This window comes from Exiguobacterium sp. R-17 (assembly GCF_049913315.1).
Classification (GTDB): domain Bacteria; phylum Bacillota; class Bacilli; order Exiguobacteriales; family Exiguobacteriaceae; genus Exiguobacterium_A.
The window spans coordinates 2,300,873-2,318,428 of sequence record NZ_CP184372.1 but is presented as its reverse complement, the minus strand read 5'-3'; the positions used below and the strand labels follow the sequence as shown (position 1 = coordinate 2,318,428).

Annotated in this window: 23 protein-coding genes and 1 riboswitch; of the genes, 18 read left to right on the top strand and 5 right to left on the bottom strand. The window is 48.0% G+C overall.

Annotated elements, in window-relative coordinates; genetic code table 11:
- The 10 genes from ACN9MT_RS12255 (at window position 1) to ACN9MT_RS12210 (ending at window position 9,240) form a co-directional block, all read left to right on the top strand.
- On the top strand, window positions 1–1,224 hold the full coding sequence (locus tag ACN9MT_RS12255) for a cysteine desulfurase (protein ID WP_290783271.1): 1,224 nt from the start codon (window positions 1–3) through the stop codon (window positions 1,222–1,224).
- Window positions 1,214–1,648, top strand: coding sequence for a Fe-S cluster assembly sulfur transfer protein SufU (gene sufU / locus ACN9MT_RS12250; protein ID WP_035406013.1), 435 nt, complete (start codon window positions 1,214–1,216; stop codon window positions 1,646–1,648). The genes ACN9MT_RS12255 and sufU overlap by 11 nt, the downstream gene beginning before the upstream one ends.
- Before the next feature lie 36 nt (window positions 1,649–1,684).
- Entirely contained in the window at window positions 1,685–3,082 is a 1,398-nt protein-coding gene (gene sufB / locus ACN9MT_RS12245; RefSeq protein ID WP_023469154.1) for a Fe-S cluster assembly protein SufB, read from the top strand.
- An 87-nt stretch (window positions 3,083–3,169) separates the two neighbouring features.
- The gene (locus ACN9MT_RS12240) at window positions 3,170–3,721 is read left to right on the top strand and encodes a dihydrofolate reductase family protein (protein ID WP_426272253.1); all 552 of its coding nucleotides are present in this window, start codon (window positions 3,170–3,172) and stop codon (window positions 3,719–3,721) included.
- 146 nt (window positions 3,722–3,867) lie between these two features.
- Window positions 3,868–4,941 (top strand): acyltransferase, encoded by a 1,074-nt coding sequence (locus tag ACN9MT_RS12235; protein ID WP_368914613.1) that lies wholly within the window; start codon window positions 3,868–3,870, stop codon window positions 4,939–4,941.
- A 166-nt stretch (window positions 4,942–5,107) separates the two neighbouring features.
- Window positions 5,108–5,950, top strand: coding sequence for a DUF72 domain-containing protein (locus tag ACN9MT_RS12230; protein WP_035406019.1), 843 nt, complete (start codon window positions 5,108–5,110; stop codon window positions 5,948–5,950).
- Between the two features lie 21 nt (window positions 5,951–5,971).
- Window positions 5,972–7,273, top strand: coding sequence for a bifunctional metallophosphatase/5'-nucleotidase (locus ACN9MT_RS12225; RefSeq protein WP_426272252.1), 1,302 nt, complete (start codon window positions 5,972–5,974; stop codon window positions 7,271–7,273).
- A 62-nt stretch (window positions 7,274–7,335) separates the two neighbouring features.
- Window positions 7,336–8,235, top strand: a complete 900-nt coding sequence (gene lipA, locus ACN9MT_RS12220; protein ID WP_035406024.1) for a lipoyl synthase — start codon at window positions 7,336–7,338, stop codon at window positions 8,233–8,235.
- Between the two features lie 95 nt (window positions 8,236–8,330).
- The gene (locus tag ACN9MT_RS12215; RefSeq protein WP_056062847.1) at window positions 8,331–8,708 is read left to right on the top strand and encodes a YutD family protein; all 378 of its coding nucleotides are present in this window, start codon (window positions 8,331–8,333) and stop codon (window positions 8,706–8,708) included.
- Window positions 8,709–8,793: 85 nt separating this feature from the next.
- Window positions 8,794–9,240 (top strand): general stress protein, encoded by a 447-nt coding sequence (locus ACN9MT_RS12210; RefSeq protein ID WP_426272251.1) that lies wholly within the window; start codon window positions 8,794–8,796, stop codon window positions 9,238–9,240.
- Between the two features lie 36 nt (window positions 9,241–9,276).
- Here ACN9MT_RS12210 and ACN9MT_RS12205 read toward each other — a convergent pair whose 3' ends face one another.
- Window positions 9,277–9,552 carry a DUF3055 domain-containing protein gene (locus ACN9MT_RS12205; RefSeq protein WP_023469147.1) on the bottom strand — a complete coding sequence of 92 codons (276 nt, stop codon included), beginning with the start codon at window positions 9,550–9,552 and terminating at the stop codon, window positions 9,277–9,279.
- 35 nt (window positions 9,553–9,587) lie between these two features.
- Window positions 9,588–10,568 carry a class II fructose-bisphosphatase gene (glpX, locus tag ACN9MT_RS12200; RefSeq protein WP_035406031.1) on the bottom strand — a complete coding sequence of 327 codons (981 nt, stop codon included), beginning with the start codon at window positions 10,566–10,568 and terminating at the stop codon, window positions 9,588–9,590.
- A gap of 151 nt (window positions 10,569–10,719) precedes the next feature.
- On the opposite strand from glpX, the gene ACN9MT_RS12195 reads away from it, so the two are divergent.
- Together ACN9MT_RS12195 and ACN9MT_RS12190 are read left to right on the top strand one after the other, a co-directional pair.
- Window positions 10,720–11,163 (top strand): DUF86 domain-containing protein, encoded by a 444-nt coding sequence (locus ACN9MT_RS12195; protein WP_290752216.1) that lies wholly within the window; start codon window positions 10,720–10,722, stop codon window positions 11,161–11,163.
- Between the two features lie 6 nt (window positions 11,164–11,169).
- Window positions 11,170–11,934 (top strand): TIGR01457 family HAD-type hydrolase, encoded by a 765-nt coding sequence (locus ACN9MT_RS12190; protein ID WP_023469144.1) that lies wholly within the window; start codon window positions 11,170–11,172, stop codon window positions 11,932–11,934.
- A gap of 42 nt (window positions 11,935–11,976) precedes the next feature.
- On the opposite strand, the gene ACN9MT_RS12185 is transcribed toward ACN9MT_RS12190, so the two are convergent.
- Window positions 11,977–12,204 carry a NifU family protein gene (locus ACN9MT_RS12185; protein ID WP_012371190.1) on the bottom strand — a complete coding sequence of 76 codons (228 nt, stop codon included), beginning with the start codon at window positions 12,202–12,204 and terminating at the stop codon, window positions 11,977–11,979.
- A gap of 109 nt (window positions 12,205–12,313) precedes the next feature.
- On the opposite strand from ACN9MT_RS12185, the gene ACN9MT_RS12180 reads away from it, so the two are divergent.
- A complete protein-coding gene (locus ACN9MT_RS12180; protein WP_035406035.1) occupies window positions 12,314–12,610 on the top strand; it encodes a DUF1462 family protein in 297 nt (98 codons plus the stop codon).
- A 41-nt stretch (window positions 12,611–12,651) separates the two neighbouring features.
- On the opposite strand, the gene ACN9MT_RS12175 is transcribed toward ACN9MT_RS12180, so the two are convergent.
- Window positions 12,652–13,704 carry an NAD(P)/FAD-dependent oxidoreductase gene (locus ACN9MT_RS12175; protein ID WP_035406037.1) on the bottom strand — a complete coding sequence of 351 codons (1,053 nt, stop codon included), beginning with the start codon at window positions 13,702–13,704 and terminating at the stop codon, window positions 12,652–12,654.
- Between the two features lie 92 nt (window positions 13,705–13,796).
- On the opposite strand from ACN9MT_RS12175, the gene ACN9MT_RS12170 reads away from it, so the two are divergent.
- On the top strand, window positions 13,797–14,030 hold the full coding sequence (locus ACN9MT_RS12170) for a YuzB family protein (protein WP_023469141.1): 234 nt from the start codon (window positions 13,797–13,799) through the stop codon (window positions 14,028–14,030).
- 76 nt (window positions 14,031–14,106) lie between these two features.
- Here the strand turns inward: ACN9MT_RS12170 and ACN9MT_RS12165 are convergent, their stop codons facing one another.
- Window positions 14,107–14,673: an ECF transporter S component gene (locus ACN9MT_RS12165; RefSeq protein ID WP_029342415.1), complete on the bottom strand. Its 567-nt coding sequence runs from the start codon at window positions 14,671–14,673 to the stop codon at window positions 14,107–14,109.
- A gap of 154 nt (window positions 14,674–14,827) precedes the next feature.
- Window positions 14,828–14,970: riboswitch (FMN riboswitch) on the bottom strand.
- Between the two features lie 111 nt (window positions 14,971–15,081).
- Here ACN9MT_RS12165 and ACN9MT_RS12160 point away from each other — a divergent pair.
- The 4 genes from ACN9MT_RS12160 to ACN9MT_RS12145 all read left to right on the top strand — a co-directional run bounded on the left by ACN9MT_RS12160 (window position 15,082) and on the right by ACN9MT_RS12145 (window position 17,405).
- A complete protein-coding gene (locus ACN9MT_RS12160; RefSeq protein WP_029342414.1) occupies window positions 15,082–15,432 on the top strand; it encodes a HesB/IscA family protein in 351 nt (116 codons plus the stop codon).
- A 118-nt stretch (window positions 15,433–15,550) separates the two neighbouring features.
- Entirely contained in the window at window positions 15,551–16,417 is an 867-nt protein-coding gene (locus ACN9MT_RS12155) for an NAD-dependent epimerase/dehydratase family protein (RefSeq protein ID WP_426272250.1), read from the top strand.
- Complete coding sequence (locus ACN9MT_RS12150) at window positions 16,414–16,917, top strand: GNAT family N-acetyltransferase (protein WP_426272249.1); 504 nt, start codon at window positions 16,414–16,416, stop codon at window positions 16,915–16,917. Before ACN9MT_RS12155 ends, ACN9MT_RS12150 begins: the two co-directional genes overlap by 4 nt.
- Window positions 16,914–17,405, top strand: coding sequence for a GNAT family N-acetyltransferase (locus ACN9MT_RS12145; RefSeq protein ID WP_426272248.1), 492 nt, complete (start codon window positions 16,914–16,916; stop codon window positions 17,403–17,405). The genes ACN9MT_RS12150 and ACN9MT_RS12145 overlap by 4 nt, the downstream gene beginning before the upstream one ends.
- Window positions 17,406–17,556 lie beyond the last annotated feature (151 nt).

Genomic DNA, 17,556 nt, shown 5'->3' with positions numbered 1-17,556 from the left:
ATGGGAATCGATGCATCCATCCGCAATCAGTTTCCGATCCTCGACCAACAGGTCAACGACCGGAAACTCGTCTATCTCGATAGTGCGGCCTCGTCGCAGAAGCCGCTCGTCGTCATCAATGCGATTGACGACTACTATAAGACGATTCATTCGAATGTGCACCGTGGCGTCCATACGCTCGGAACACGAGCGACGGATGCGTACGAAGGTGCGCGTGAGAACGTTCGTCGTTTCATCCAGGCGCAACACCATGAAGAAATTATCTTTACCCGCGGCACGACGACGGCGATTAACATCGTCGCGTCAAGCTACGGGATGGAGCATGTCGAAGAAGGCGACGAAATCGTCGTCACGTACCTCGAACACCATGCGAATCTCATTCCGTGGCAACAAGTCGCTAAACGCAAAAAAGCGAAGTTGAAATACGTTGATTTGACAGCGGATGGTCGCGTGACGGTCGAAGCGGTCGAAGCACAACTGTCTGACCGGACGAAAATCGTCGCGATGGCACACGTCTCGAACGTTCTCGGGACAATCAATCCGATCAAAGAAGTCGCTCGTCTTGCGCACGCTCGCGGTGCCGTCATGGTCGTCGATGCTGCGCAAAGTGCGCCACACCAACGGATCGATGTCACGGATCTCGACTGTGACTTCCTCGCTTTCTCCGCACACAAGATGTGTGGTCCGACAGGCGTTGGTGTCCTTTACGGGAAAAAAGCATTACTCAATGCGATGGAACCGGTCGAATTTGGTGGTGAGATGATTGATTACGTTGGTCTTGAAGAGTCGACGTTCAAACCGTCTCCATATCGTTTCGAAGCTGGTACACCGATCATCGCAGGCGCTGTTGGTTTATCGGCAGCGATTGATTTCTTAGAAGAGATTGGTTTAGAGAACGTCGAAGCACACGAACGTGAACTCGCGCAGTACGCGATGGCACAAATGCGTGACATCGACGGACTAACGATTTACGGTCCGGAAGAACGCGTTGGACTCGTCACGTTCAATCTCGGTGATGTCCATGCACATGACGTCGCAACCGTCCTTGATATGCAGGGAATCGCGGTTCGCGCCGGTCATCACTGTGCACAGCCCCTGATGCGTTGGCTCGGAGCGAGCTCGACGGCTCGCGCTAGCTTCTATCTCTACAACACGAAAGAAGAGGTTGACGCACTCGTGACAGGACTTCGCCAAACGAAGGAGTATTTCAGTCATGGATTTTAACAATCTCGATCACTTGTATCGTCAAGTGATCATGGATCATTATAAAACTCCCCGAAATCGCGGTGCGATCGAGGGGGGCGTCACGATCGACATGAACAATCCGACGTGCGGCGATACGATTCGTCTCCAGCTCGCGATTGAAGACGATGTCGTCCGTGATGCGAAATTTGACGGGGAGGGCTGCTCGATCAGCATGGCGTCTGCTTCAATGATGACGCAACTCGTCAAAGGTAAGACTATCGATGAAGCCTTACGACTCGCGGATATCTTTTCGGACATGGTCCAAGGAAAAGACTATGACGACGAATCGTTCGACCTCGGGGACGTCGAGGCACTCTCGGGTGTCACGAAATTCCCGGCACGCATCAAATGTGCGACACTTGCCTGGAAGGCGCTCGAACGCGGCGTAGAAGAAGGGAAGTAAACTTCAGTCACAAGCAAGTAAGAGGAGGAAATGAACATGGCAAAGAACATGCCGGAAATTGGCGATTATAAATATGGTTTCCACGATCGCGATATCTCGATCTTCCGTTCTGGACGTGGCTTGACGACTGAAGTCGTCGAAACGATCTCGAAAATGAAGGAAGAACCACAATGGATGCTTGATTTCCGTTTGAAATCACTCAAGATCTTCAACGAACAAGCGATGCCAGCGTGGGGTGGCGATCTCTCAGAATTGAACTTCGACGACATCACGTACTACGTCAAGCCGTCTGAACGTGCAGAGAAATCGTGGGATGAAGTACCGGAAGAAATCAAACGTACGTTTGATAAGCTCGGTATCCCAGAAGCAGAGCAAAAATACTTGGCAGGTGTCTCGGCTCAGTACGAGTCAGAGGTTGTCTACCACAACATGAAAGAAGACCTCGAAGAAATCGGTGTCGTCTTCAAAGATACAGATACAGCCTTAAAAGAAAACGAAGATATCTTCCGTGAGTACTTCGGAAAATTGATTCCGCCAACAGACAACAAGTTCGCAGCCTTGAACACAGCGGTCTGGTCAGGTGGATCGTTCATCTACGTACCAAAAGGCGTTAAAGTCGACACGCCGCTTCAAGCCTACTTCCGGATCAACTCGGAAAACATGGGTCAATTCGAGCGGACGTTGATCATTGTTGATGACGAAGCATCGGTTCATTACGTCGAAGGATGTACAGCACCGGTCTACACGACGAACTCGCTTCACTCAGCGGTCGTTGAGATCTTCATCAACAAAAACGCTTACTGCCGTTATACAACGATCCAAAACTGGGCGAACAACGTCTACAACCTCGTTACGAAGCGTGCGATCTGTGAAGCTGGCGCAACGATGGAATGGGTCGATGGTAACATCGGTTCGAAACTGACGATGAAATACCCAGCCGTCATCCTCAAAGGTGAAGGTTCACGTGGTATGACATTGTCAATCGCAATCGCAGGTAAAGGTCAACACCAAGATGCGGGTGCGAAGATGATTCACTTAGCACCGAACACATCGTCGACGATCGTCTCTAAGTCGATCTCAAAACACGGTGGTAAAGTCACGTACCGCGGTATCGTTCACTTCGGACGTAAAGCGACAGGTGCACGTTCGAACATCGAATGTGATACGCTCATCATGGATAACCAATCGACGTCGGATACGATTCCGTACAACGAAATCCTCAACGATAACATTTCGCTCGAGCACGAAGCGAAAGTCTCGAAGGTCTCGGAAGAACAATTGTTCTACCTCATGAGCCGCGGGATTTCACAAGAGGAAGCAACGGAAATGATCGTTATGGGCTTCATCGAGCCGTTCACAAAAGAACTCCCAATGGAATATGCGGTCGAAATGAACCGTCTCATCAAGTTCGAGATGGAAGGTTCAATCGGATAATTCGTCTTACTCTCTCATCTCCGGATGAGGGAGTTTTTTTCATGACTTGAGGAAAACGGGTATAGGAGGGAAAAAGGAGGGGTTACTATGCGTGACATCGTTTATTCCTTTCAAGTATCACTTGACGGTTATATCGAGGATGCGTCAGGCAGCATCGATTTCGCTTCACCGGATGCGGAACTGCATCAATACTTCAACGATTATGAGAGAGCGTTCGATACCCATGTCTATGGACGTCGTTTGTATGAAATGATGCAGTACTGGGAGACAGCGGATCAAGAAGACGAGCCGATCATCGTTGAGTATGCGAAAACGTGGCAGGCGCTTGAGAAGATTGTCTTCTCGCGAACGCTCGACGCTGTCGAAGGAAAGGCGCGTCTAGCGACCACGTCGCTTGCCGAGGAACTTCAAGCACTAAAAGTCCTACCTGGGAAGCAGATTGCGATCGGGGGGGCGACACTTGCTGCTGAAGCGATTGAGCTTGGACTCGTCGATCGCTATCATGTTGTGATCTATCCTGTTCTACTCGGAGATGGGAAACGAATGTTTCCAGTGTTTGATCAATCACAAGCGCTACGGTTAGTCGAGACACACGTCTTTAAATCGGGATGTATCGTGTTATCTTACGAAAAAATCTAGTCTTTATAAAAAGAGTCTCTTATTTCAACAGAGATTCTTTTTTTTGTGACATTCAATAAAATTTGGATATTTTCATTTAATATGGGCGAAAATAGATTATAATAACTTTTGTAAAAAATCTATAAAACTGATTAAGGTGTGAAAAAATGAAATTTTATCAGGAAATTCCAGTCATTCGATCGATTGCGGCAATTTTGGTCGTCGCTGTCCATGTCATCGCTGGTCTCTATTATTCTCGAGGAGAATTTACAAACGAGGCAATCGGTTATATCAACCAGTTTGCTCGAATCGGTACGCCGATTTTTGCCATCATCAGTGCTTTTCTATTGATGTCGATGGTCCAGCGCAAAGGATTTAATCTTGGAACATTCGTTAAATCGCGTTTTTCTAAAATTTTCATTCCTTATCTGATTTGGAGTACCATCTATCTCGTGTATCGTTATCATGTAGAAGATAGTTTGAAGCCAGGTGTGCCGTTATCGGAGTACTTCCTTTATGGAACGGCGAACTTCCATTTGTACTTCATTTTGACTGTGCTTCAGTTTTATGTCGTCTTTCCATTTCTCGTAAGATTCAAGAAAGGAACCATGCTACTTGTTGCAACTGTGGTTGCGATGGGCGTCAACTATTTCTGGCTGACGTCAGGAAGCTTAACGACGAATAATGACTTCCTCAATCAAGTCGTCAACAGTCGCTCTTTCTTACTTAACTGGATCGCGTATTTCATGATGGGAATTACATACGCTGTTTATTATGAAGAAATACAACAGATTCTAAAACGTCACCGGACGATCTTGTTGCTCATCAGTGGATTGATTTTGGTTGATATTTGGGTCAGTATTGATTTGAACCGAATTTATACTTCGACGAATCTTGCGAACCTCGTGTATATCCCGTTCGTTCTTGTCGTTTTGAATTATGCTTTTCAATATGTGCAGAGAGATGCGACAGCAATGCGACTCTTTCAAACGATTGGAACACATTCGATGGGGATTTACCTGATCCATCCGCTCGTTATCCGCGGAATCGGTCGAACAGATCTCTTTGCTTACTTCGACTCTGCGAGTATGTTCGTTTGTGCGATGATCGTCACGCTTGCAGCTTCGATTTCTGTATCGTATGTCATCAGTCTATTGCCCTATGGTAACTATATCGTTCCGGTACCGAAACGAAGAGCGCCTGCTCCAAAAATCGTTGAGGCGCAGACTTCTGCTTCATAATGAAAATCGTTAACTAGACATCCTTTTTCTTCCTGCATAAGCAGGGGGAGAGGGATGTCTTTTTTCTGAAAAAGAGTGTTTGCTCAGAAAGCATTGAAGAAGAAATCCTGGATTCTGCTATGCTATGATGAATAGGTAGAATAGAACACGCGAGGGGGAAGAGAGCATGATATATATCGGTGTCACGGGCTGGGGAGATCATGATAGTCTCTACTTGACCCCGCAAGATCGAAAAGAAAAACTAGCTGCCTATGCTGGGCATTTTCCAGCAGTTGAGGTCGACTCGACGTTCTATGCGATTCAACCAGAACGAAACTATGAGAAATGGGTATCTGAGACACCGGACGGTTTCCGCTTCATCGTTAAGGTCCACCGCGCGATGAGTGGGCACGACCGGGAAAATAAAGATCCGCTCGGACCAATTTTTGAACAATATATCACGTCGATTGAACCGATGCGTAAGAGTGGAAAAATTGCGGCAATCCTTGTCCAACTTCCACCATGGTTCGATGTCAGTAAATTGCACTTGGAATACTTGCAAACGATCCGAAAATCGCTTGCTGGACTGCCTGTTGCGATCGAATTCCGAAATCCATCGTGGTACTCGGAAGCCTATCGTGAGCGGACGCTCCGTTTTTTGAAGGAACATCAGTTCATCCATACGATTTGTGATGAACCGCAGACGGAAGACGGTTCCGTACCATTCGTACCTGTCGTGACGCAGGAGACAGCATTCATTCGATTACATGGACGAAACAAGGCCGGTTGGTTAAAGAAACCGGGTCAAAGTAGTGACGATTGGCGAAAAGTCCGCTGTCTCTATCGTTACTCAGAAGATGAGCTACAGGAACTTGCAAGTCACGTCCGCGACGTTGCAGCGGAAGCAAAGGATGTCTATGTCTTTTTCAATAACAACTCAGCAGGAGATGCTGCCCCGAATGCGAAACGATTAATCGAAATTCTTGATCTCGACTATGAACTCGCGCCGCGACAAATCTCTTTGTTTTAAATCATCAAGGGGGGCTTCTGCATGAAGTTACACATCATTCACTATAATGATTTGCACTCACACTTCGACATGTGGCCTCGCTACATGTCATTCGTCAAGGAACACCGGACGTATGATTCGCTTGTTTTTGATTTAGGCGATCATGCGGACCGTGTCGATCCAGCGACGGAAGCGACAAAAGGAAAAATTAATACGCATTTATTGAACGCGTTGATGCCGACTGCTGTGACGATCGGGAACAATGAAGGCATCACGTTTCCACATGATTGGTTAGCGGATCTCTACACGGAAGCAGACTTTCCGGTTCTCGTTTCGAATTTAAAAGCACCGTTTGCGAAGCAAGGTGTCATTCACGAATTACCGACCGGTAAAGTCGGTGTCTTTGGTCTGACGGCACCTTATATTGAACTATACGGATTACTCGGTTGGACGATCGAAGAACCATTTGACGTCGCAGTGCGTGAAATCGAGCGGTTGCGTCAAGAAGTCGACGTCTTGATTTGTTTAAGTCACCTTGGTTTTTATCAAGACGAAGAACTGGCAATGCGTTTTCCGGAGCTCGATTTAATCATTGGTGCGCATACGCATCATGTCCTCGATGATGGTGTCGTCAAGAACGGTGTCTTAATCACGCAAGCCGGAAAACACGGTCAGTATGCGGGTGAGATTTATATGAATACGGATACGGGTGAGAAAGAAGCAGTACTTCATTCCCTACACGATTACGTTGAGGATGAGGCAACAGCGAAATTACTCGATCGAGAACAATATCTGGCGGAACAACAGATGAAGGAACCGATTGGCGAGACAGCGGGTCTAGCCAATGATTGGTTCAGTGAGTCGCCGTTTTCACAGTTGCTCGTCGAGACGATGCGCGACTGGTGTGAGGCAGATATCGCTTGTGTACCAGCCGGTATTCTGCTCGGGTCGCTTCCACCGGGTCCCGTCTCAGCCTTTGATTTACATCGACTCTGTCCACATCCGATCAATCCTTGTAAAGTCACGATGACAGGAATGGAATTACAAACATTCCTCGATGAAGTCAACAAAGAACAGTTCGAGCACTTAAAGGTTCGTGGTCTTGGATTCCGAGGAAAGTTGATGGGACGGATGCATTATGCTGGTTTGGCGGATCATCAACCGCTTGAGCTAACACGCGATTATTCTGTCGTCTTGCCGGATATGTTTACGTTCGGTCCATTATTCCCGGCCATCAAAGAGATGCCAAAAGAATATTTCATGCCTGAATTGTTGCGTGATTTGTTGTTTGAACGCTTATCGGAGAAGTCGGAATATAATGAATTGCATGTTCGCAAACCCTGATTGTTTGTTATACTAAAGCAGACATTAATTGACTTTTTGGGGATGAAGGGGGAAGCGAAACCATGGGACGCGGAGAAATCCAACGTAAACCGGAATGGTTGAAAATCAAGCTGAATACGAATGAGACCTACACAGAATTAAAGAGTATGATGCGCGAGAAAAAGCTACATACTGTCTGTGAGGAAGCAAAGTGTCCGAATATCCACGAGTGTTGGGCGGTACGCCGGACGGCGACGTTCATGATCCTCGGAAGTATCTGTACACGTGCGTGCCGTTTTTGCGCCGTGACGACAGGACGTCCGAACGAACTCGATCTCGAAGAACCAAAACGTGTCGCGGAATCGGTCCGTTTGATGAACCTGAAGCACGCGGTCATCACAGCGGTCGCACGCGATGATCTGAATGATTTCGGAGCAGGCGTTTACGCTGAGACGGTTCGTGAAGTTCGTCGGATGAACCCGGAGACATCAATCGAAGTCTTACCTTCAGACATGGGTGGGAATTTCGAAGCTCTGAAAACATTGATTGACGCACAACCAGACATTATGAACCATAACATCGAGACGGTTCGCCGTCTGACACCAACTGTTCGTGCAAAAGCCACATACGACCGGACGCTTGAATTCCTTCGTCGTTCGAAGGAGCTCGCACCTGAAATTCCAACGAAGTCGAGCTTGATGCTTGGTCTTGGTGAGACATGGGAAGAGATTCTCGAAACGATGGATGATCTTCGCGCAAACAACGTCGACATCATGACGATCGGTCAGTATCTCCAACCGACGAAAAAGCACCTCGACGTCATAAAGTACTATACACCGCAAGAATTCGCTGAACTGAAACAGATTGCGCTTGGTAAAGGCTTCTCACACTGTGAAGCTGGTCCACTCGTTCGTTCATCGTATCATGCAGATGAGCAAGTCAACGCAGCGAAAAAGAATAAAACAGCACTTCCGATCGACTAACGATCAACGACCGTTCGAGCAGCTGACTCGGACGGTTTTTCGTCTGTCAGGAGAAATGGAATATGCTATGATAAGAACAGCAGGAGGTGGGAATAATGATACAAGTCAATCGGGAACGTTATGAAGTCGTCGAAGAGAAACGGGAAGGCTTTAATGAAGAAGCCTTCATCGGTCGTTTCAGCGATGTCCTTGAAAAATATGATTATATCGTGGGCGACTGGGGGCACGGTCAATTACGACTACGTGGCTTCTATGAGGATCAACACGAGAAAGCGACATTCGATACAAAGATTTCGCATGTGGCTGATTATCTCTACGAATACTGTAACTTCGGATGTGCCTATTTCATCGTCAAGAAGGTCGGATTGGTAGAAGGAGAAGAAGCACCACCTCGCTTCGACGGTTCTTCATCCAATACGTTGAAGTTGAAACGGAAGTTCGCACCTGCACCAGACAAGACGGAAGGCGAGTAATCAAACTGTCATACAGAAAAGCGTTTTTATTGGAAGGAATTCGGCTATTACTATAAGTATCACGTACCTATAGGAGGAATCATCCATGCGAATCGTTGGAATTTACTCATCCGTACCAGAAGTCGTCAGTGCCGTGCACGATCTCCGTGTTGCGGGTGTCGTCTCGACTGATTTAAAAGTCTTAGCACACGACAAATACGATCTCGAACAAATCGAGGAATTGGCGGATCTAAACAACCAACAGACATCCACGCGTCTATCGCAGGAAGATCATCGTAATCTATGGCAGGAAATCAAGAGTATCTTCAAAAAAGATGAATCGTTCTCTCATGGAGATGCCATCCACGGAAGTGGCTTGACGAAGGAAGACGTCGATCGTGCGAATCATGCAGTCGAAAGCGGTCAATTCGTGTTACTCGTCGGTGATGAAGCGGATCAGCATTCAGAGCGCCGTGCTCATGACGAGTCAGATAATACGAACGTCTTCAGCGGACCGAACACACTAAATGAACGAAACGATCGTCTCTTATAAGACAAAAAAGCCTTCGTCCCGCGACGAAGGCTTTTTTCATAGACCAATATAAGCGCGAAGATACATTTCGAGTTCCGTTGCCGCATCGTCTTCGACGTCAAACGCCGTTGCGATGTAGCCGGGTTCATCGAAGTCATCCGCGCCGATGATTGCATAGCGATTCGATAAGAGATTCAAGACGAGAATCTTACCGTAAAAATGTTCCGAATGCGTGATGGCGAGATCAAACCGACTGGCTTCCCCAATCCAACTGACGAAGCGTGTCTTCGTTTGTTCGACATCATCGTATAAAAAATCACGTTCTTCCATCATTCAGCTTCCCTCATTTCCCTAACGTCTGTTTCAGATTAAAGGGTTTGGGGGACTTTTTGCAAGTATGGTTTACGCGATAAGCTATGCTCGGCGATCACTTTTCGGATTGTCCGTGTTTTCGAACGCATGACGAGAGATGTCGTTTCAACGATATCATCCGTCAAGAACTTCACGCCATCGAGCATTTCGCCTGTCGTGACGCCTGTTGCTGCGAAGATGCAGTCGTCGCTTTTGATCAGGTCGTCGAGCGTTAAGAGTTGAAGTGGATCCGCTAGACCCATTCGGATGACGCGAGCTGTTTCTTCTTCGTTCAATGGATGTAAGCGTGCTTGCATATCGCCACCCATCGCTTTGACGGCAGCAGCCGTGATGACACCTTCAGGCGCACCGCCTGTTCCGATGAAGATATCGATTCCTGTCGCAGGAGAAAGTGGTGCGATTCCAGCTGAGACATCACCGTCTTCAAACAGACGGACGCGTGCGCCCATCCGCATCGCTGCTTCGCGGAAATGATCATGACGTGGACGGTCTTGCATGATGACCGTGACGTCCTCGATCCGTTTATTGTTATATTGTGCTGCCTTTTCGATGATGACTTCAAGCGGGTCGTCGAGTGAGACGTGCCCTTTCAAGTTCGGTCCGACTGTTAATTTATCCATATACATATCGGGTGCGTGGAGCAGGGCGCCTTGATCGGCGACGGCGATGACGACCATCGCATTGCCAAGTCCTTTAGCGACGATATTCGTTCCTTCGAGCGGATCGACGGCGATATCAACGATTGGACCGTTCGCTGTTCCGACACGTTCGCCGATGAAGAGCATCGGTGCTTCGTCGAGCTCGCCTTCACCGATGACGACCGTTCCGTTCATGTTGACCGTATTCAAGACTTCGCGCATCGCAGTCGTTGCTGCGTCATCCGCTTCATTTTTCTTACCGCGACCAATCCATTGAGCAGAAGCTAGTGCTGCTGCTTCCGTAGCGCGTACGATTTCCAATGCGAGTTCCCGTTCCATGTATATAACCTCCACGTCACCAATGTGACATACTATTTTCAGCAAAAATCTAAATTGAGGATAACACATTGGTGAATGTGATGCAAATGACCTTTCTGCTTTTCAGGATTGCTGGATAACGATAAAATGGAGAATGTGAGGGGGAATGAAGATGTATTTCGTCAATCGTCAAAAAATCGAAGAGACGGTCGTCTGTTATGAGACAGCACTTCGACAAAGTAAGGAAATTACGGGGGATCCGGTGACGACGGCACTGGCTATGGAGCGGATCGGTTTTTTAGTCATCGAGAGTGTCATCGATATCGGAAACAGTATGATTGATGGATTCATCATGCGGGATCCGGGAAGTTATGAAGATATCATCCTCATCCTAGAAGATGAGAAGGTGATTGATGGACCGCTTGCGACGAGTCTGAAAAAGCTCGTTGCGTTACGTACGTTGATCGTCCGGTCATTCACACAGTCGAGTATGGCGGAGATTCGGGCGATACTTGAGACAGAGGAAGCAGAACTACGTCGTTTTCCGGAAGCGATTCGCCGGTATATCGAGACAGAACTCGGACCGGTGTCTGCATTTTTACCAAACGAGGAGTGAGTCAGGATGAAGGCAAAAGGCTATTTATTTGATTTAGATGGAACGATGTATAACGGAACGGAACCGGTAAAAGAAGCGGTCGATTTCGTCAATCGTCTGCAAGCAGAGGGCATTCCGTACTTGTTCGTGACGAATAACGCGTCGATGACGGCAGAAGCCGTGGCAGAGAAACTACGCGGGATGGGTGTTCATTCCGATGCGAAACACGTTTTGACGAGTGCGATGGCGACTGGCCGTTATATTGCTGACCTGTCACCAAAAGCGCGCGTCTATGCGATCGGAGAAACAGGACTGATCGACGCGCTTGAACGAGAAGGGTTAGACGTCGTCGCAACCGAAGCGGCAGATTACGTCGTTATTGGTCTCGATCGTCAGATCACGTACGAAAAACTCGCTGTTGGTGCACTTGCGATTCGTGCCGGTGCCCGGTTTATTTCAACGAACGGTGATATCGCGATTCCGACCGAACGTGGTTTCCTGCCAGGTAATGGTGCTTTGACGTCCGTCCTGCGCGTGACGACGGAGAAGGAACCGTTCTTCATCGGTAAACCAGAACCAGTCATGGTCGATATCGCGACAGAAATGATTGGTCTGTCAAAAGAAGACGTCATCATGGTCGGAGACAACTACCATACGGACATTCTTTTCGGGATCAATGGAGGTATCCGGACGATGCACGTCAATTCTGGCGTCCATACACCAGTCTTCATTCAAGGGCAGGATCGTCAACCGACATACATGGTTGATACGTTAGCTGAATGGATTCTATGAATCAAAAAATCCCGAACGAGAATTCGTTCGGGATTTCATGTATTAGAAGACTTGTTCGACTTCGACGACGCCAGCGACTTCTTCAAGAAGGGCACGTTCGATACCGGCCTTCAATGTGATTGTTGAACTTGGGCAGCTACCACAAGCTCCCATCAAACGGAGTTTTACGATTCCGTCTTCTACATCTACGAGTTCAACGTCTCCTCCATCACGAAGAAGGAACGGACGCAATTTTTCAAGAACTTCATTCACTTGATCAAACATTTCCATGCGTAAACACATCCTTTCGTATAGTTTCATTGTAACAGGGTTGAAAAATGTTCTCAATCTGGAAAACTTGTATACTAAAGAGGAGTGAATTGAAAAGGGGGACTTCAAGATGGAAATCACGGTTTACGGAACAGCGGTCACCTGTCCGAGTTGTGTCGGGGCACCCAGCTCGGAAGAGACATTCAGTTGGCTACAAGCCGTCCTCGGGCGGAAATATGAGCAAGCGATGACGCTTCGCTATGTTGATTTCGAGACAGCAACATCAGATCAATGGACGGAAGCGCTGAAAGAGGATGTCTATTTTTATCCACTGATCGTGCTCGATGATGAGATGATTGATGAGGGGTACGTCAAACTCAAGACGATCACAGCGGCAATCGATGCGAAGCTGAATCAGGCGGGATGAACGAAAAAGAGGTATCCCAAAGCTTGGGACACCTCTTTTGCTCATTTAATCTTTTTGTGTTTCCATAAGACACCGGACTTCAAGAGACGTGGGACTTTCCCCGTCAGTGCTTGTTTGCCCATGACGATTCCGAAACCATCTGATTTTCCGAGTGAACCGAGCATCCCGCGCAGTTTAATTTCTGGCAGCTTCGGTAATTTCTTTCCTTGCCACTTGGCTTGTAAGACATCGACGACTTGTTCTGCCTGATGTTCTGCGAGTTGACCACTTGGTGCATACGGTAGACTTGCACAATCACCGATGACGAAGACGTTATCGTATTCCGGTACGTGATGATGTTCCGTCAATTTGATCCGACCGCCACTATCCGCAGCAAAGCCGAGATCGCGTACAACTTTGACCGGCTGCGTACCAGCTGTCCAAATCGTTAAGTCGGATGGATACGTATCGTCGCCGTTTCGCACATCGTCCGCTGTGACGAGCGTGACATTCGAGTTGTTGATGACTTCAACGTCATGTTCCTCGAACCATTCCTGAACGTAAGACGAGACTTTATCGGATAAGAACGACAAGACGGATGGACCGCGGTCGAATAGACGAATCGTCAAATCCTTCCGGCTCTCATGCAGTTCACTGGCGAGTTCGACACCAGATAGACCAGCACCGACGATCGAGACAACGGATTCCGGTGACAGACCATAAATCGCTTGTTGTGTCTTCCGTGATTCTTCTAGTGTCTGGATGCTGTATGTAAATTCTTGAGCACCCGGAATGTTGTGGTATTTATCCTCGCAACCGAGGGCGATGATTAAGTCATCATAGAATAATTCTGATCCGTCCTGCAGATGGACTGTATTCGTCTCTGGTGAGATTTTGATGACATGTCCATATTTATAGGTAAGATGTTTCCCCTCCGGAAATTCAATCCGGACATCCCGATCTGATAATGTACCTGCTGCGAGTGCGTAGTATTCCGTTTTGAGTGCGTGGTACGGTAGACGGTCGACGAGCGTGACGGCAACTTCCTCGTCCTTGAATCGCTCACAAATCCGCATTCCACCATAACCTCCGCCGAGTACGATCAATTGCTTCATAACGTAAAATCCCCCTTAGTTCCCCTAAATCAGTCTGACCTTGTATAATACGACATGAGGCAGGTCGTTTCCTGCTTGAAGGAGGAAAAAAAGTGAATCCGATTATTGAATTTTGTATTAGTAACTTAGCGGCTGGTACACAGGTCGTCATGGAGCAACTTGAACGTGACCCGAATGTTGACGTCGTCGAATACGGTTGCCTCGGTTATTGCGGGATTTGTTCGCTTGACCATTTTTGTCTCGTAGATGGTGAGACCGTCGTAGGTGAAACGCCGGAAGAGTTGCTTGAAAAGATTTACCTGAAAATCGAAGAGAATGAGCTGTGAGCATGGACAGCCAAAAAATCCCCTCGTTCGTCTGAACGAGGGGATTCGTGTCCGTCAGCGGGCGCAGCTTTTCGGATCAGGCAGATTGTTGGCGGCGCATCATCCATGGGCGTAGTTTCAAGAACAATGGAATGAAGAGTGCCGAGATGAACAAAGCCTTGATGACGTTAAACGGTAAGATACCGGCAGTGATCGCTGTCCATTTGACAGCTGGATCCGCCATGTAATCCATACCGAGGAACCATGCATACGCTGGAAGGATCAAGATATAGTTGAGGATCGCAAGACCGAGTGCCATCGTGATCGTACCAGCGACGAGACCAGTTGCGAGACCTTGTGTTGATTTCTTTTTGTGGTAGAACCAGCTGACAGGTAGTACGAATGCGACGCCTGCAGCGAAGTTCGCGAATTCTCCGACCGGAACACCACTTCCGCGGAAGATGTAGTATAACACGTTCTTCAATGCTTCGACGATGACACCTGCGACCGGTGAGAACATGATCGCTGCGACAAGAGCAGGAACATCACTGAAGTCGATCTTCAGATAGTTTGGTAAGAACGGTAGTGGAAAATTGATAAGCATAAGAACAAATGAGATTGAACCTAACATTGACAGAGTGACCATTTTTTGTGTGCGTTTCATACGAGTATTGTCTCCTTTTGCTCGTTCCTCTCGATGAAGTATTGGCATGACTGCGACCATAAAGAAACCCCTATTGATGAGATCAACAGGGGAGAAGTCCGCATTAAATAAACCTAATCGATTATTGCAAAATCGATCAAATTCAAACTCATGCCGCCATCTTCTCCCATCCAGACTGTACTGTCGGCTCCTGAATTACACAGAATCAGCAAATAGCGCCCTATTCGCTCGCGGGCTTCAACTTAAAAAGAGTTGTTTACCGCCGGTCGGGAATTTCACCCTGCCCTGAAGATGGAACGATTATTTTATTGTACATACCATTTATACAACGAATTCAAGATAGTTTCAAGCAACTAGGTTTCGATTCGCTCAGAAGTTGCGTATACTAAAGAAAAGGAAGGTGATGACATGATCCATTTAACGGAGGCAGCAGCGCTACAAGTCCAGGACATGATGGCGCAGGCACCAGCAGATGAACGAAATCTTCGGATGCTCGTCCAAGGTGGTGGATGTAGTGGTCTGTCGTACGGAATGGGATTCGATCAACAAAAAGAAACGGATCTCGTTTTTGAACAGCACGGCGTGACCGTCATCGTGGACGAAAAGGATTATCCGGTCGTCAAAGGACTGGAAATCGATTATAAACAGTCAATGCTTGGTGGCGGATTCACGATCACGAATCCGAATGCCATCGCAACGTGTGGTTGCGGAACATCATTCCGGACAGCAACGAATGCCGGGACACCAGGTGGCTGTTAATGAATCCAATCGTGGACATCGTCCACGATTTTTTTGTTGCTCTCATACAGGAGACTTGTTGAGTGTACTCGAAATATTACAGAGAGTGAATACTACTACGAACAGGGAGGGCTTCAGGATGAGAAAAGTATTGATCTTCGGGGGAACACGCTATTTCGGACGACGCTTAGCAATTCGTTTAGCCGATTCGGGGGATGATGTGACGATCGTCACACGCGGTGAGCATACTCCACCCGTCGCGAAGGGCTTGACATTTTTCAAAGGAGACCGAACGTCAAGTAGTACGATGAAGGATTTAAGCCAACAGCACTGGGATGTCATCTATGACAACATTTGCTTCACGCCGTATCAAGCAAAGCTCGCGATCGACGCATTTGAAGGAAAAGTCGGACGCTATGTGTTGACGTCGACGATGTCTGTTTATGAAGACGGTGGTGCGAATATTTCGGAACGCGCCTACAATCCGTTTCCCGGGAAATATGATCTTGAGAAGGAACATGGGTATGGCGAAGGAAAGCGCCAAGCGGAGAGTTATTTCTTCCAACGGGCGACCTTCCCTGTCGTTGCCGTTCGTTTTCCTGTTGTCCTCGGACCAGACGATTATACGGAACGACTTGTCTTCCATATCAAACGCGCGCTTGACGGTCGTCCGATTATCGCTGAAAACAACTATGCGAAGATGGGCTACATCTCAAGTTACGAAGCCGCTGCCTTTCTTGAATGGTGTGGTCGTTCGGAATTGACAGGACCGATCAACGCTGCGAGTGACGGCGTCCTATCGATTCAAGACCTGATGGATAAAATCGACCGTATTGCGGGAACGACGAGCCAAATCGTCGCAAAAGGAGAGGATGAATCGCCACTTGCGCCAGAACGCGATTTCTATATGGATACGACAGCTGCGAAAGAAGCGGGCTATCTGTTCCAACATATCGATGACTGGCTCGATCGTTTGATTGAAGAGGAGGTGCGCAATCACCAATGATGCAGTTGATGAAACCAACTCTTGCGTGGGAAACGGAGTACCGCGCCTTTTTAGAAGACTGGCGAGAGTCAGGCGAAACGATCGTACCGGAAGCGGTCGGGGATACGTATGAACCGCTCGCTACCTATTTCGCGGAGCTTAAAGAAATGGAAACGACAGTCAGAGAAGGGCTTGTCACGCATTCGACGTACTGGATGGTCGATGGACAGCGAATCGTCGGCGCACTGAACTTCCGGCATGATTTAACGGAGAACTTGAAGTTGTACGGCGGACATATCGGATACGGGATCCGACCATCCGAGCGTCAGAAAGGATATGCGACGACCGGTCTTCGATTGGCGCTTGAAGAAGCACGTCAGCGTGGACTTGATCAAGTGCTATTGACGTGTGGTGTTGATAATCTAGCATCACGTCGTGTCATCTTAGCGAACGGCGGACAGGAAATCGAACCGACTGTTCGCAATGGACGCGAGACACGTCGCTTCATTATCCCGTTATGAGAATTCGTGAAGCACGTCTTGAAGATGCGTCGACCATTGCGCGCGTTCATATTGATGCCTGGCGGGAGACGTATCAAGGGATCATCCCTGATCCTTATTTAGCACAGTTGTCTTACGAGAAACGGACGAAACAATGGGAGCAGGCGTTAATCGATCAGCGTGTGTATGTTGTGGAGTTAGAAGACGAAGTCGTTGGCTTCGCGCAAGGTGGACCAAGTCGAAGGGATGCGCGTGAAGGAGAACTCTACGCGATTTATGTTTTGCGAGCTTCTCAAGGGCAGGGGCTCGGGAAGGCATTGTTTCAACGTATCATCGAGGACTTGGCGGAATACGAGGCAATGCAGGTTTCTGTCTTGCGGGATAATCCGGCGTGCCAGTTTTACGAGCGGTTCGGCGGTCAGCTCTTCGAAGAATCGATGATTGAGCGTGGTGGGGTAGAACTCGTGCAGCGTGTTTACCGGATGCCTGTTAAAAGATCATTCGTATGAAATCGGACGTTTCAACATCTTCGCTTTCCTCAGGCGGGATGTAAGCCGCGCCAGTTCCCATTCCATGTGATCTGTCGGGTCTTCCTTATCCCTGACGGAAGCACACATCGTGCTTCCTTTTCCTGTAGGAGTCAAAGATGTTTGGTCACGT